Here is a 16,181-nt window from a genome sequence, read left to right on the forward strand (position 1 = left end):
AAGAAGTTATTTGAATATTTTTTCACCTTTTTTTAAAAGCTTTCCCCATTGTTTATCATAGGCATGTACTTTTTCTGTTTCGAGGTCTTGCATATCAAAGACAGGTTGGTCTTTGTTTTTCCAATCAAAAATACCTCCATACAAATTTTTTACATTGGTATAGCCCATTTCTACAAGTACTTCTCCAATGTTTTCGGACCGAACACCAATGGAGCAATAAACTACAATTGGAGTATTTTTGTTTATTGCTTTAGATGAAACTGTTTTTTTGTTAAAAGTGTCGTAGCCTACCCAAATGGCGTTTTTTAAATGGCTAACAGCGAACTCATCTTTTTCTCTAGTATCTAAAAGTAAAACATTATCCAAAATAGCTAATTCTTTCACATGTATATAGGGAATAGATTCACTGTTATAAAGTTTTAAGGTTTTTTCTAATTTAGATTGGCCTTGAGAATTACAAGAAACAAATAACACTAAAAATATAATACCTAAAAAGCGCATATTTTTTAAATAAGAAATTATAACAAAGATACTCTTTTAGGAACCTTTAGTTATTGCAAATTATGGATGAAAAAGCATTTTTTTAATCACACATTACGATACGTCGCTATTGTTTTTTAAATCTTACGATTTAAAGGGGTGTTTTTTATAAAAAAGTGTAAATAAAAAAAATCCTTACTCTAGGAGTAAGGATTTAGTGGTGGTGCCTCCAGGAATCGAACCAGGGACACATGGATTTTCAGTCCATTGCTCTACCAACTGAGCTAAGGCACCATGCCGTTAAGCGGGTGCAAATATATATTCAAATTTAATATTTACAAACAAAAATGATAAAAAAGGTGATAGTTTTTTTACATTTCTTAATCTTTGTATCATGAATTTAATAGTAGATGTAGGTAATACTAACGTTAAACTAGCTGTCTTTAAAGAAGATAGCTTGTTGTCTTTGGCTGTAATTGAAGGGGGAGGTTTAGATGAAAAAATAAAAAATATTTTCAAGGAATTTCCAAAAATTGAGGATTCTATTGTTTCTTCGGTAGGTAATTTAAGAGATAATGACCTAAATTTTTTAAAGAAACAGACTAAAGTGCACTTGCTAAGTGCTAATTCTAAAATTGCTTTTACAAGTAAGTATGCCACGCCAAAGACACTAGGGGTGGATCGTATTGCTTTGGCTATGGCGGCAGTTAAAATGTTTCCTAGGAAGAATACTTTGGTAATAGATGCTGGCTCTTGTGTAACGTATGATTTTATAGATTCTGATGGTGTCTATTTGGGAGGGGCAATATCTCCGGGAATAGAAATGAGGTATAAGGCATTACATAATTTAACATCAAAATTACCATTATTAAAAAAGGATAGTGCTCCCGATTTTATCGGAGACACAACAGAAACAAGCATTCATAGTGGGGTTGTAAATGGTATTTCTTTAGAAATTGATGGAGTAATTGATCAATATCAAAGTAGATTTAAAGATTTAACAGTTATTTTAACAGGAGGGGACACTCATTTTTTGTCAAAACGATTAAAAAATACCATATTTGCGGATTCCAAATTCCTGTTAAAGGGACTAAACTATTTGTTGGAACACAACAAACACTAGATGATTAAGAAAATTGTAATTGCAATCGTGTGCATAGCTTCTTTTAATATGTACGCACAAGAAGGGTCAGTTTCTCCATATTCTTACTTTGGTATAGGAGATTTAAGAACAAAAAGCACCGTAGAAAATCAGATGATGGGTGGTATTGGTATGTATGCAGATAGCATTCATATTAATCTAAAAAACCCAGCAGCTTATGGTAAGCTTGGTTTAAAAGGAAACGATAAAGTGGGGTTAACAACCTATACAGCTGGAATTTCCCGTAAAGAAATTACTTTAAATAGTTTTACGACTCAAGAAAAAACGTCTATTACTTCTTTAGATTATTTAGCTCTTGGTTTTAGTTTAGGCAAGGGTATTGGTGTTGGTTTTGGCCTTATGCCTTATTCTTCTGTAGGATATAATTTAGTGGGTGAAACTACTAATGCCAACCAAGCACTAGTTACAAATACATATTCAGGTGATGGTGGGTTAAATAAAGTATATTTTTCTGCAGGCTATGAACTACGAGAAGACCTTACTGTGGGGATGACTGCTAGTTATAATTTTGGAACGATAAATAATAATCGCGCACAAGCAGTTGAGAATGTTTTGTTTGGAACATTTGATCGTAGAACCTCTAAAATAGACGGGGTCGATTTTAATTTTGCGGTAAATTATACGCCTGCAATTTCAGATACGCATACATTGCATACTTCTCTACGGGTTAATACGCAAGGAAACCTGAAGTCTATAAACACTCAGAATATAGGGTCTTATTCTTTATCTACTGGAGGTGATATTGAGTCGCAAAGTGTCGATTTAGAGGGGAATAGGTTAAGTAATACAGAATTAAAAATTCCAGCAACTACAACTCTAGGTGTAGGGTATGGTGAAAATAAAAAATGGTTTGTCGGTGCTGAATATAGCTTTCAGTCTTTGGGTTCTTTTTCTAATGAATTTCTTGGAGCGACTAATGTGGTGTATAAAGACGCAAGCACTTTTGCGGTAGGAGCTTTTTATGTTCCCGACTATTCTTCTTTTACAAGTTATTTAAAAAGAGTTACCTATAGAGCGGGTTTGCGTATGGATAAAACTGGGATGATGGTTAATAATAAGGAGATTAATGATTTTGGCATAACTTTTGGATTAGGTCTACCAATGGGAAGAAGTTTATCTAATATTAGCCTTGGTTTTGAACTTGGTAAAAAAGGAACAACTTCCGCAAACCTTATTGAGGAGAAATATTTTAAAATAAATATAGGACTTTCCTTAAATGATATGTGGTTCCAGAAAAGAAAGATAAATTAAAAATAATTAGTACATTAACCACTTTTAAATAACTTAATATGAAAACGAAACTTTACTTCGCAGCTATATTGTTCTTAGGGACCCTAGGAGTAAGCAATGCACAGGCGCAGAATCAGGAATGTATGACCAACTTATCTATATTTGTTGAGCATGCTAAAGTTAAAAATTACGAAGCAGCATATACGCCATGGAAAATGGTATATGAGACTTGTCCAGAATTAAATTGGGCGACTTTTGCTTATGGAGAAAGAATTCTGAAAGACAAAGTAAAAAAATCTTCAGGAGCAGATAAAGATGGGTTTATAACAGATTTAATAGCTCTTTATGATAATAGTCTTAAGTTTTTTCCCAAAAAGGCAAAACCTGCAGACGTTATTATAGATAAAGTGATTTTGAGATATAATGAAAAGTCAATAGATAATGCAGAAATTTATTCTATGCTTACTACTGCTTTTATCGAAGACCGCAAAAACTTTAAGAATGCAAAGGCATTATACCTATACTTCTCTAGTTTGGTAGATTTGCATAAAGGAGGGGCTAAGGATCTTCAGGAGGTTTTTGATGTTTATGATAATGTGCAAGAAAAAATAGAAGAAGAAAATCTTAAGGCTACAAATGTTATTACAAAACTTTTGCCTAAAGAAGAAGCTGGCACTTTAACTAACAAAGAGAAAAAGCAGTTAAGCTCTTCAACGACAAATTCTAAATCATACGGTAAAATTGCAGGAAGTATAGATTCTAAATTAGGAGCGCTTGCAGATTGTACCAACTTAATACCTTTATATAACAAAAATTTTGAATCTAAGAAAAATGATGTTGTTTGGGTAAAACGTGCCGTAGGAAGAATGTTTAGTAAAGAATGTACAGAAGACCCATTGTTTGTTAAATTGGTAGAAGCGCAAAACAACTTAGATCCTTCAGCAGATGCGTATTTTTACTTAGGTATATTAAAGCAAAAGGCTAAGGATGGTAAAGGTGCATTGGCAGATTTTAATAAAGCTTTAGAGTTAGAAACAGAAGCTAGAAAAAAATCTAAAATTGCATATAAAGTTGCTACTATATATAGAAGAGGAAGTAAATCTACAGCAAGAAGTTACGCACAGAAAGCAATTAATGCAGATGGTTCTAATGGTAAAGCATATTTGTTAATTGCAAGCTTGTATGCAGGTAGTGCAAATGCATGTGGAACAACTCCTTTCGAGAAGAGGGCTATCTATTGGAAAGCTGCAGAAATGGCAAGAAAAGCAGGTAGAGTAGATCCTTCTATTAGTAGTAGAGCAAATAGGTCTGCGGCGAGTTACGCAGCCAAGGCGCCAACAAAAGAGATGATTTTTAGCTCTGGTATGGCTGGTAAGACAGTTAGTTTTAAGTGTTGGGTTGGCGGAAGTGTAAAAGTGCCTGCCTTATAATATGAAATATTTTTTTACAGATAATATAAGAAGCATTGTTGTGGTATTTTCCATGACAATGCTTTTTTTTTCGTGTAAAGACAATTATAAACGTGTAGGGGAAGAAGCAAAGGCTAATATATTTCCGCAAGGCGAAGCTAAAGATTTTGTGCTTACATATACAGAGACTAGAGACAGGCTAGATCCGGATGATCATAAGACTTCTAGGGTCATGGCTGTAATGACTAGTAAGGTTAGTAATGATTTTGATAATTTAAAATTTCCGTATAGGACATTTCCAGAAGGAGTGCATGTGGATTTTTTTGATGAGAATAATGAAAGAAGTACTATAACTGCCGATTATGGAATAATTTATAGTGCTACAAATGTTATAGATTTGCAGGGTAATGTTGTTATTGCTAGTCACGATGGTAAAAAGTTAGAGACAACACAGTTGTATTGGGATCAAGGCAACGAATGGATTTTTACCCAAGAAAAGTTTAAATTTACAAATCCAGATGATGGAACCGTAATGGATGGAGAAGGAATGGATTTTAATAAAGATTTAAGTTTCTTAAATGCCCATAAGACGTACGGTCTAATGTTAATAAAAGAGGAGAAAGATGATTAAGATATTACGTTATACAGAGTACTTATATTTATTAGTTTGCATATTTTCGGTGTATAGAATATTTACAGATTGGAATGTAGATAGAAACGGAGCGTATTTATTTATTTTTTTTGCTATTGTTTCTATAGGAATGTTCTTCTTTAGAAGAAACTATCGCCAAAAATTTGAAAAAAGAAAACAGGATAATCAGTAACTAGTGTGGATACTTCCATTGTCATTATAGTGCTATCTCTTTTATTTTCAGCCTTTTTTTCAGGTATGGAAATAGCTTTCATTTCTGCGAATAAGATTCATATAGAAATTGAAAAAAAACAGGAAGGACTTTTGTCTAAAGTTTTAACTCTCCTTACCAAAAAACCCTCGAAGTTTATTGCTACAATGTTAATTGGTAACAATATAGCATTGGTTATTTATGGTTTGTTTATGGGAGATCTTTTAATGGCTTGGATTATAGGTATGCCGTCTTCTTCCAATAGTTTTGTTAATATGTTACGAACCGATTTTAGTCTGTTAACACAAACACTAATTTCTACCTTTGTAATTTTAATAACCGCAGAATTTTTACCTAAAGTTTTATTTCAAATATATTCCAATACACTTCTTAAAGTTTTAGCAGTACCTGCATACGTTTTTTATGTGTTGTTTTCTTTTATTTCTGATTTTGTGCTTAAAGTATCCGACTTCATACTAAAAACAATTTTTAAAACCAATGGTGATCAAGTGCAATTGGCCTTTAGTAAAATGGAGCTAGGAGATTATATAAACGAGCAGATGGAAACTGTGGAGGCAGAAGATAATATAGATTCCGAAATACAGATGTTTCAGAATGCCTTGGAGTTTACAGCGGTTAAGGCTCGGGAGGTTATGGTGCCAAGAATAGAAATTACGGCAGTAGAATTGCATGAGTCTCCTAATGCCTTAGCGAAACTTTTTACAGAAACAGGGTATTCTAAAATATTAATTTATAAGGATACCATTGATAATATTATTGGTTATGTACATTCTTACGAATTATTTAAAAGGCCCAAAACACTAAAAAGTATCTTACTTCCTGTAGAACTGGTTCCAGAAACGATGTTAATTCATGATATCCTTAAAGTGTTAACAAAGAAAAGAAAGAGTATAGCAGTTGTTTTAGATGAGTATGGAGGAACCTCAGGAATAATGACAGTGGAAGATATTGTAGAAGAACTTTTTGGAGAAATTGAGGATGAGCACGATTCTACGGATTTAATAGAAGAACAAGTAGATGGGCATAACTTCTTGTTTTCCGCACGTTTAGATGTGGACTACATTAATGAGAACTATAAAATAGAACTTCCAGAGAATGATGAGTATGAAACTTTAGGAGGGTTAATAGTAAGTGAAACAGGAGAAATACCAGAGCAAGATTCAGAAATTAGCATAAATAATTTTCGTTTTACAATCCTGGAAGTTTCTAATACGAAAATAGATTTAGTGGCTCTTCAGGTTTTAGAAGAGGATTAGAAGCTTATTTTCCTATCGATAGGCGTTTTTAGGTTTTATTATTTCAATTTAAAATGGTATTTTCGCCACCTGATTTTAATTATTCCAAACAATGGCAATTTTAGAAAATATAAGAAAGAGAACAACAATTTTAATACTGATTATTGGTTTAGCGTTGTTCGCATTTGTTATTTCTGGTGTTTTTACCAGTAGTAATTTTGGTGGGGCTAAAGTAGGTTCTGCTGTAGCAGAAATTAATGGGAACGAAGTTTCTATTGATGCTTTTAGGTCAAAAATAGAAGCCGCATCTAGAAGATACGGACCTACAACATCTTCCATGCAACTTGTAAACCAAGTTTGGGATCAAGAAGTTAAGAATACAATTTTAGAAGAACAGTTCGATAATCTTGGAATAGGTATAGAACAAGATCAAATAATAGACTTCCTAAGAACAACGGGTTATGCTCAGAATCCTCAGTTTCAAAATGAAAATGGAGTTTTCGATGCAAACATCTTTAAGAATACTATTGCTGAGTGGAAAAATGCTAACGATGGGCAATATGGAGCTTGGTTAGAAACGGAAAAAACAATTATCCAATTAGCGAAAGAACAAGCCTATTATAATTTAATAAAAGCTGGTGTAGGAGCAACTCTTAAAGAAGGAGAGTTAGATTATAAGTTAGCTAATGAAAAGGTAGATATTAAATATGTTCGTGTACCTTACTCTTCTATTGCAGATAGTACAGTTGCGGTAACTAAAAGTGAAATTTCATCCTACATTAGTGCTCATAAAGAAGACTACAAACAAGAAGATGCAAGAGATATACAGTTTGTGTATTTTGAAGAAAAAGCTTCATCTGCAGATGAAACAGCTGTGAAAAATAAAATAGCAACATTGTTAGATGACCAATATATATTTAATAAAAATAAGCCTGCTGTTACAGGGTCGGCAATTAATGATACTATTGTAGGTTTTAAAGACACTAAAGATGTTGCGGCATTTTTGGATAGAAACTCAGACACAAAATTTGATACTATTTTTAAAGCTAAAAAGGATTTGCCGGCTTTGTTTGCAGATACTTTAATGACTTTAGGTATAGGCGATGTTTATGGGCCTTATAGAGATGGAAATTTCTATAAATTATCTAAGATGGTTGCTAGAAAAGGAAATGGTTCTGTAAAAGCTAGTCATATCTTAATAGCTTATGAAGGAGCAACTCGTGCTAATCCATCGGTTAAAAGAACTAAAGAAGAAGCAGAGGAAAAAGCAAATGAGCTTTTAAAAGATGCAAAAAAAACGGGTACAGTTTTCGTAGAATTAGCAAGAGATAATTCGGATGGACCTTCAGCTGCTAACGGTGGAGATTTAGGATATTTTCAAAGAGGGACGATGGTTCCAAAATTTAATGATTTTGCTTTTGGAAATAGTACTGGAACTATTGGTTTAGTAGAAACAGATTTTGGTTTTCATGTAATTAAGATTGATGATAAGCAAGATGTTTACCAAATAGCTACTGTGTCTAGAGAAATTGTACCATCAGAAGAGACAATAAATACCTTATTTACAGATGCTACTAAATTTGAAATGGAGTCTATCGAAGGGTCTAAATCCTTTTTAGATTTAGCTAAAGAAAGCAAGTATTTAGTTCGTCCTGTAAATAAAATCAAAGCGATGGATGAAAATCTTCCAGGATTAGCTTCTCAACGTAATATTGTACAATGGGCTTTTAATAAAGATTCAAAAATTGGAGATATAAAACGTTTCAATATCAATAATGGTTACGCTGTAGTTCAATTAACGGCCGCCTATGCAGAAGGTTTAATGGATGTTGCAGATGCTTCTGCTTCAGTTCTTCCAATTATACGTAAGCAAAAGAAGGCTGCTCAGATAATTAGTGCAAACCAAAATAAAGCAATGGAGGCTTATGCAACGGACAATAATGTGTCGGCGACTACAGCATCGGCTTTAACTGTAAAATCTCCAACGATTCCTGGAGCAGGTAGCGAACCAATAGTTGTTGGTACAGCTTTTTCTTTAGGAGAAAATGAAACTTCTGGTTTAATAGAAGGTAATACAGGTGTGTTTATGGTAGCTGTAACTAAAAAGACAGATGCAGTTAAATTAGATAACTATAGTACTTACGCGAATTCTTTAAAAAATGCGAATAGTGCTAAAGTGAATACAGCAGTATATAATGCGTTAAAAGAAGGCTCAGAAATTATAGATAATAGAGCAACTTTTTACTAAAAAATTGTGTTTTAAATCATCATATAAAAAAAGCTTCCATTTATGGAGGCTTTTTTTATAATACCATGTCTTTGTATGGTATCATTATGGGGTATCCTTTTCTTTTAAAATAGCGCATTTCTCTGGGTGTACCAGTAGCAAGAATAAAATCTCCTCCCCAAGCCCCTAGGCTTTTAATGCATCCTGTAAAATCAGGAAATAAGTTTTCTTTTTGTGTTGGTATTTGTAAATAATCAGAAAGTAAATTTTCGTGATCTGTAATTAAGGTGTTGAACTCTTCTATGGTAGTAGAGTAAATTATTTTGTTTGTTATTTGCGATAGAGCCGCTATTAAATCTGTTTTATCCAGAGCTATCGATTTGTACCTGGAAATACCATCCCGACTATTTTGTTTCTGATTTAAATAAATAAAGTAAAGTTGTTCTTTAAAAGGAGGGTCGAAGGTTACTCTGTTAACTTCTGGTTTACCTGCGTTCAATTTATAAGTTATGGGGTGGTTGTGTTTTGCGCATGCAATATCGTATGCACTTCCAGAAAAAGAGTTCCACAATAAAGTATATGCATCTACTTGTGCCCAATTGGCAATATTATTTATTAAGGTAGAAGAAGACCCTAGTCCCCAATTTCGAGGAAATGTTAGTTTGGTTTCTACGATATAACCAAATTTTTCAGATAAAAATGGATGGAGCTTGTGAGCTTCAGATAAAATGCGGACTAAAGTTTCGGCGGTAGAAAGAGTATCTTTATGTAAGGAGTCTTTCTTTTCTATACTTAAACTTATCTCTGAAGAGGTATTAATATTTATACGAAATTCGTTCTGAAACCAAACGTTTCCTTTCTCATCTAAACTAGACCAAATTATTTTGGGTTCGGTATTTTTTTTAACAGATAATAACTGGCCGTATTTGGTCGGAATAGCTAAACTTAAAGCGCCATCTAGAACTGCATATTCCCCAGATAAGAGTAATTTGCCATTACTATAGAAAGTAGTATTCATATCTTAATTTTTAATCCTATTGTAGACTTCTAAAACAGAACTATGGGTAACAGTGTTTGTCTTAAAATACCTAATAATTTCTTTTTTCTCAGCTTCCGTAGCCCCTAATTGATTAAGAATATTGAGCAGGTGCATTTTCATGTGTCCTTCTTGTATACCTGTAGTTACTAAGGAGCTTACGGCACCAAAATTCTGAGCTAAACCAGCAACTGCTACTATTTGCATAAGCTCTTTGGCGGTGGGTTTTTGTAAAATTTCAAAAGCTAATTTAACTAGAGGATGTAAGTTGGTTAATCCTCCTATGGTTCCTAAAGCAAGTGGAATCTCTATCCAAAATGTAAACACATCATTTTCTATCTTGGCATGTGTCAAGCTAGTGTACCTTCCGTCTTTCGAGGCATAGGCATGAACACCAGCTTCAATGGCCCTAAAATCGTTTCCAGTAGCTAATACAACAGCATCTATGCCGTTCATAATACCTTTGTTGTGGGTAACAGCTCTGTGTGGTTCCGCTTTTGCAATGGCAATGGCTCGAACCATTTTTTCAGCGAATTCTTTTGGGCTTATTTCATTACTTAAAGTGAGCTCTTCTACTGGGCAACTAACTTCTGCTTTAACTAAACAATTAGGAGTGTAGTTAGAGAGGATACTCATTACTACTTCTATATTTTTTTCTTCCTTAGAGAATGGTTCAAAATTTTGCGCTTCTCTTTTAAAAGTACTTGCAAATTGCTCTAAACAGCTATTAATAAAATTAGCACCCATAGCATCTATGGTTTCAAAGGTGCAGTGTAGTTGGTAGTAATGATCTAATTTATCAGTTTGGTCTCTAAGTTCTATATTGGTTATGCCGCCACCCCTCTTTTCCATATTTTTGGTTAAGGAGGCAGAATCTGTAATTATTTTAGGATATACATCGGTAAAAAAATCACGAAGTATAGAAAAATCTCCGGTATACATAAAATGCACCTGTCCTATTTTCTCAGTCCCAAGAATAGTAGTTTTAAATCCACCGCGATCTAGCCAAAATTTAGCAGCTTTACTAGCGGCAGCAACAACAGAGCTCTCCTCTATAACCATGGGTATGGCTAATAATTTTTCATTTATTAAAAAATTTGGTGCTACACCTAATGGCAGGTAAAAATTAGAAATAGTATTTTCAATAAATTCATCGTGCAATTGCTGTAATTGCACATCTGTATTCCAATATTTAAATAAGATTTCTTTGGTAGATTCTGGATGTTGCGTGTAATGTGTAGCAATCCATTCTATTTTTTCTTTTTTGGTAAGTTTAGAAAAACCTGTAATAGGCTTGGTCATACGTATAATTGTTTCATTTCTAGCTAAAAGAACTTGTTATTTGTAAAATGGCAAAAGCTTTTTAGCGTAGATAAGGTATTTAGGTTAAATAAGAGGGTAAATATAAGGATTATGGGAATAAGTCGTAATAGCGATAAATAAGCTTTTTTTGGACGTTTTTTTTTGCATTAAAATGCTATTTTTAGTGAAATTATTAGTAAACTTGATGGATTTAAAAAAATTCAACTATTTATGAAGAATTCTTATTTTTTGATGCTGTTTGTTCTTGGTTTATTTCAGATAAGCTTGGCGCAGGATAAATCAATAACTGTAGAAGAAATTTACGGAGGTACTTTTAGGACGGAAGGCATGGATGTACTACGTTCCTTAAAAAATGGAAAACAGTACACAGTGCTTAATTTTGACCGAAATTCAAAGGTAACGACCATCGATAAATATGATTATAAAACCTTGGAGAAGGTAGAAACTATTCTTTCTTCTGCGGATTTAGCAGATATAGCATATTTTACATCTTATGAGTTTAATGCCGATGAATCTAAGATAATCTTAGCTACAGATTTAGAATCTATATACAGACATTCTACTTTAGGGGTTTATTATGTATATGATGTTGCTAGTAAGAGTTTGGTGAAAATAGCAGATAGTAAAATACAAGAACCATCTTTATCTCCAAATGGAAAGCAAGTGGCTTATGTAAAGGATAATAATATTTTCTTGTTTGATATAGCATCAAACAAAACAGAACAAATTACTACAGACGGCGAAAAGAATAAAATCATTAATGGTATTACGGACTGGGTTTACGAAGAAGAATTTGCTTTTGTAAGAGCTTTTGAGTGGAATGCCAATGGTACTAAAATCGCTTTTTTGCGTTTTGATGAAAGTAATGTTCCGGAGTTTTCTATGGATGTGTATGGAGCAGAGTTATACCAGACACAAGAAGTATTTAAATACCCAAAAGCAGGGGAAAAGAACGCAAAGGTTTCCTTACATATGCTCGATGTAAAGACAGGAGGAATCACTAAAGTTAATTTAAGCAACCCGTATTATATTCCAAGAATAAAGTGGATGAATAACGCTAATTACTTAAGCGTACAAACCCTAAATCGCCATCAGAATTATTTGCAATTAATGTCGGTAAATGCTAAAGACAATTCGTCCACCGTTTTATTAGAAGAGACAGATGCTGCATATATTGATATTACAAATAATCTAACTTTTTTAGCGGATGATAGTTTTATTTGGACAAGCGAAAAAGATGGCTGGAATCATATTTACCTATATGACCAAAATGGCAAATTAAAGCATCAGATTACTAAAGGAGAATGGGAGGTTACCAAATATTATGGTTATGACCAAGAGGAGAATAGAGTACACTATCAATCTACAGAAAACGGATCTATAAATCGTGGCGTTTATAGTATAGAAAGTAACGGAAAGAAGAAAAAGAAGTTAGCGGCATCAGAAGGCACCAATTCAGCTTCTTTTAGTACAAACTTCACCTATTTTATCAATACCTATTCTAGTGCCACTACACCGTATCGTTATACCTTAAATGAAGCCGCAACTGGTAAAGAAGTAAAGAAGATAAAAGATAATACCGAATTACTAAACAAGCTAAAGGAGTATAAAGTAAGCCCTAAAGAATTTAGCACTATTGCGGTAAATGGAAACGATTTAAATATGTACATGATGAAGCCCTTAGATTTTGATGCATCTAAGGAATATCCAATGATAATGTATCAATATAGCGGACCAGGTTCTCAAAACGTATCGAACGAATGGATGGCAGCTAATGATTACTGGCATCAAAAATTAGTTTCAGAAGGCTATGTAGTTGTTTGTGTAGATGGAAGAGGAACAGGTTTTAAAGGAAGAGATTTTAAAAAAGTAACTCAAAAAGAATTAGGGAAGTTTGAGGTGCAAGACCAAATCGCTGCAGCAGAAAAACTAAGCGAACTACCTTATATAGATGCTAATAGAACAGGGATTTGGGGATGGAGTTATGGCGGATTTATGTCTACCAATTGTATTTTAAAAGGGAACGATGTTTTTGAAACTGCCATTGCAGTTGCTCCAGTAACATCATGGCGTTTTTACGATACTATATACACGGAACGCTATATGCAAACACCGCAGGAAAATCCTAGCGGATACGATGAAAACTCTCCTTTAAATTACCCTGAACGTTTAAAAGGGGATTACCTTTTAGTACATGGTTCCGGAGATGATAATGTACATTTACAGAATACAATGCGCATGGCCGAAGCTTTAATACAAGCAAATAAGCAGTTCGAGTGGTCTGTATACCCAGATAAAAATCATGGTATATACGGAGGTAATACTAGAGTGCATTTGTACAATAAAATGACAGATTTCTGGCATAAGAATTTAAGAGATAAGCCAAGAAAGAGTAAAGAAGACAAGACAATAGAAACTAGCAAAAAAATTAAAGGATAGCCTTAAAAAGTAATTCAGAAACAAGTAGTAATATTTAGTTAACCAATTTAAATATATGTCAGATACAATTAAACCAGCTCATCAAAAAGAACTTTTTGGACATCCCGTAGGGCTTTATGTTCTCTTTTTTACAGAAATGTGGGAACGTTTTTCCTATTACGGAATGAGAGCATTATTGGTGCTTTACATGACTGCAAAGTCTATAGAAAATGACCCTCAAAGTGGCTTTGGTTGGACCGATGGGGAAGCTATTGCATTATATGGTTGGTATACCATGTTAGTATATTTAATGAGTATACCTGGAGGTTTTATTGCAGATAGGTTTATTGGCCAAAAAAAGGCCGTTACCATAGGAGCTTTGTTACTTACAGCTGGTCATGGCGTTTTAGCGATAGATGCGATATGGGCATATTATAGTGGTTTAGGTTTAGTTATTTTAGGAGTTGGCATGCTTAAGCCTAATATTTCTACAATGGTAGGAGGGCTTTACAAGCAAAATGATATTAGAAGAGATAAAGGTTTTAGTATTTTTTATGTAGGTATTAATTTAGGCTCTGTTTTAGCAACAATCTTAGTAGGGTTAGTAGTTAAATCCTATGGTTGGCATTATGGGTTTGGATTAGCAGGTATAGGAATGTTATTTGGTTTATTCGTTTATTTATATGGTCAGCAATATTTAGTGCATGTAGGAAACGAACCTACTGTTGAGGAAAAGGCTGATGATATTAGTATAGGTACACTGATAGGACAATTATTTAAATCGCCATTGCAATTAGGTATCGTTGCTTTAATTGTAGCGTATGCTATTTACTCTGGTCTAACGTATGAAGGTGCTGATAGTTGGGGGTATACTGCTTTATACATTTTTCTTGCTTTTATAGCAGGAATGTTGATGATGATTTATAAAAATTTAAATAATCAGATAGAAAAAGATAGGTTTGTAGTTTTACTATTGTCCCTGTTAATGGTAATTGTTTTTTGGGGATGTTTTGAACAAACAGGAGGTTTAATGAACCTTTACACCGAATCTAAAACAGATAGAATGTTATTTGGATGGGAAGTTCCTACGGCTTGGTTTCAGGGAGCTAATTCTGCTTTTATAATTTTATTTTCTGTTCTTATTGCCAATATATGGGCAAAAAGAAAATTAAAAGGTAAAAATGCAGATTCCCTATTCAAAATGGCAGTCGGAGTCATTATTATGGGTGTAGGTTTTGTATATATGGTCTTTGCATCTATGGAGTTTGAGAGTAACGGTAGCTCTGCAATGTTTTGGTTAATTTTAGCATATTTATTTCATACTATTGGGGAGTTGTGTTTGTCTCCAGTATCCTTATCCTTTTTTACCAAACTAGCCCCTGCTCGTTATATGGCTTTAATGATGGGCGTTTATTGGGCGGCTACAGGTCTTGGAAACAAAGTAGCAGGTGTTATAGGTGAAAGTGCTTCCAAAGCAGGAGAATTAAATGTGTTTGGAGGACTAACTATTTTTGCAGTGCTTTTTGGAGTTTTAGTATTATTACTAATTAAACCATTAAGAAGGCTTACACATGGTGCAGAAGATAAAGAAATAGCAATTCAGGAATAAAACAGATAGTGTTGAACTTTCTTAATCATTAATCACTTTCTTTAAAATTAAAAGCTCCCTTTTCACCCGTATAGTGAAAAGGGAGCTTTCTTTTTTGGCAAGTTTCTTTCCATCGGGTAATATAACTTTTATAGTTGCTACCATCTGCTATTATTTTTAAAGGCTTAACGGAGTCTATAAAGCGACTTAAGTTTATTTTAGGAGAATTAGATAATAGGTAAATAGAGGGTTTCTTAGTCGATATGTAAATACCGTTAGAATCTATGACTCGGAATAGCTTAGACCCGTAATTATAAGAATTTAATAGAGTTTTATATGTTGTAGAATCTATGTTTTTTTCTATTTGATAGTTATTTATATTGGAGGGTGCTATTTTTTTGCCTGTAGAGATAACATTTAAGTTAGTTCCGTTTTGATGTAAAAGAACCGAGTTTCTGCTTTGATGCAAAACCCATACATGTTCTTCTTTTTGTAAATTATAGTTTTGGTAGAAGTATATTATTTGCCAAAGTAGAATACTCGCTATAAAGAAGCCGATTTTCCTAAAGGTAGTTTTGCTTAGAGCATTAACCAATAAAATTAGTATACCATAACTTAAGAAAAGCTGTAATCGGTTAAAAGATATAGCTGTAAATAAGAAAGCTTCTTGCTCTGCTACCCATGCAATTATGGTGTTCATAGTGTGGATTACAAAATTGTATATATGGACTAAAACATTAGGCAAGTAATTAAGGGCAGCTAATAGAATAATGAGTATTCCAAAACCTAAAAGGATACCTAAAAAAGGAATTATTATAAGGTTCGATATAAAGAATAAACTAGGGAATTGATGAAAATAAAAAAGAGAAATAGGGAGTACACCTAATTGAGCAGCCACACTAACAGATAGTAGCTGCCAAATTTTATTTAGAATTTTGTTTTTTGGAAACCAAAAACGTTGTAACATTGGATAAATCCATGCAATAGCAAAAACTGCAGCATAACTCATTTGAAAACCTACTTGGAAAATTAGGTTAGGATTAATTACTAGTAAGATAAAGCCCATAGACAAAGCAAGAATATTAAAAGTATTGCTAGGTCTATTTAAGTATAGTGCATAGGCAACAAAAGAAAACATAGTTGTAGCCCTAATAATAGAGGCAGAGAACCCAGCTAGTAAAGCAAAACCCCATAGGAGAATAACTAATAG

General features: G+C 33.4%; 13 protein-coding genes and 1 tRNA gene. 9 read left to right on the forward strand and 5 right to left on the reverse strand.

Going from position 1 to position 16,181, the window contains the following annotated elements; translation table 11 throughout:
* Positions 1-6 precede the first annotated feature (6 nt).
* Together QZZ51_RS05515 and QZZ51_RS05520 are read right to left on the reverse strand one after the other, a co-directional pair.
* The gene (locus QZZ51_RS05515) at positions 7-501 is read right to left on the reverse strand and encodes a rhodanese-like domain-containing protein (protein WP_291867069.1); all 495 of its coding nucleotides are present in this window, start codon (positions 499-501) and stop codon (positions 7-9) included.
* 197 nt (positions 502-698) lie between these two features.
* A tRNA-Phe gene (locus tag QZZ51_RS05520) sits at positions 699-774 on the reverse strand.
* A 100-nt stretch (positions 775-874) separates the two neighbouring features.
* On the opposite strand from QZZ51_RS05520, the gene QZZ51_RS05525 reads away from it, so the two are divergent.
* The 7 genes from QZZ51_RS05525 to QZZ51_RS05555 all read left to right on the forward strand — a co-directional run bounded on the left by QZZ51_RS05525 (position 875) and on the right by QZZ51_RS05555 (position 8,627).
* Positions 875-1,603, forward strand: a complete 729-nt coding sequence (locus tag QZZ51_RS05525) for a type III pantothenate kinase (protein WP_291867072.1) — start codon at positions 875-877, stop codon at positions 1,601-1,603.
* Complete coding sequence (locus tag QZZ51_RS05530; protein ID WP_291867075.1) at positions 1,604-2,893, forward strand: hypothetical protein; 1,290 nt, start codon at positions 1,604-1,606, stop codon at positions 2,891-2,893.
* 38 nt (positions 2,894-2,931) lie between these two features.
* A complete protein-coding gene (locus QZZ51_RS05535) occupies positions 2,932-4,302 on the forward strand; it encodes a hypothetical protein (RefSeq protein ID WP_291867077.1) in 1,371 nt (456 codons plus the stop codon).
* A gap of 1 nt (position 4,303) precedes the next feature.
* Positions 4,304-4,912, forward strand: a complete 609-nt coding sequence (gene lptC, locus QZZ51_RS05540; RefSeq protein WP_291867079.1) for an LPS export ABC transporter periplasmic protein LptC — start codon at positions 4,304-4,306, stop codon at positions 4,910-4,912.
* Positions 4,905-5,105: a hypothetical protein gene (locus QZZ51_RS05545; protein WP_291867082.1), complete on the forward strand. Its 201-nt coding sequence runs from the start codon at positions 4,905-4,907 to the stop codon at positions 5,103-5,105. Before lptC ends, QZZ51_RS05545 begins: the two co-directional genes overlap by 8 nt.
* A gap of 5 nt (positions 5,106-5,110) precedes the next feature.
* Positions 5,111-6,400, forward strand: a complete 1,290-nt coding sequence (locus QZZ51_RS05550; protein WP_291867084.1) for a hemolysin family protein — start codon at positions 5,111-5,113, stop codon at positions 6,398-6,400.
* Between the two features lie 91 nt (positions 6,401-6,491).
* Positions 6,492-8,627 (forward strand): peptidylprolyl isomerase, encoded by a 2,136-nt coding sequence (locus tag QZZ51_RS05555; protein WP_291867087.1) that lies wholly within the window; start codon positions 6,492-6,494, stop codon positions 8,625-8,627.
* A 55-nt stretch (positions 8,628-8,682) separates the two neighbouring features.
* Here the strand turns inward: QZZ51_RS05555 and QZZ51_RS05560 are convergent, their stop codons facing one another.
* On the reverse strand, positions 8,683-9,624 hold the full coding sequence (locus QZZ51_RS05560) for a GYDIA family GHMP kinase (RefSeq protein WP_291867089.1): 942 nt from the start codon (positions 9,622-9,624) through the stop codon (positions 8,683-8,685).
* Between the two features lie 3 nt (positions 9,625-9,627).
* Entirely contained in the window at positions 9,628-10,944 is a 1,317-nt protein-coding gene (locus tag QZZ51_RS05565; RefSeq protein WP_291867090.1) for a hydroxymethylglutaryl-CoA reductase, degradative, read from the reverse strand.
* A gap of 231 nt (positions 10,945-11,175) precedes the next feature.
* Here QZZ51_RS05565 and QZZ51_RS05570 point away from each other — a divergent pair, with 231 nt between their 5' ends.
* Both QZZ51_RS05570 and QZZ51_RS05575 read left to right on the forward strand, forming a co-directional pair.
* Positions 11,176-13,404: a S9 family peptidase gene (locus tag QZZ51_RS05570; RefSeq protein WP_291867093.1), complete on the forward strand. Its 2,229-nt coding sequence runs from the start codon at positions 11,176-11,178 to the stop codon at positions 13,402-13,404.
* A gap of 55 nt (positions 13,405-13,459) precedes the next feature.
* Entirely contained in the window at positions 13,460-14,992 is a 1,533-nt protein-coding gene (locus QZZ51_RS05575; protein WP_291867095.1) for a peptide MFS transporter, read from the forward strand.
* A gap of 28 nt (positions 14,993-15,020) precedes the next feature.
* Here the strand turns inward: QZZ51_RS05575 and QZZ51_RS05580 are convergent.
* Positions 15,021-16,181 (reverse strand): ComEC/Rec2 family competence protein (locus QZZ51_RS05580; protein ID WP_291867098.1); only part of this gene is annotated, 1,161 nt, incomplete at its 5' end.

Origin of the sequence: Maribacter sp. (assembly GCF_016744255.1) — a bacterium.
GTDB lineage: Bacteria > Bacteroidota > Bacteroidia > Flavobacteriales > Flavobacteriaceae > Maribacter_B.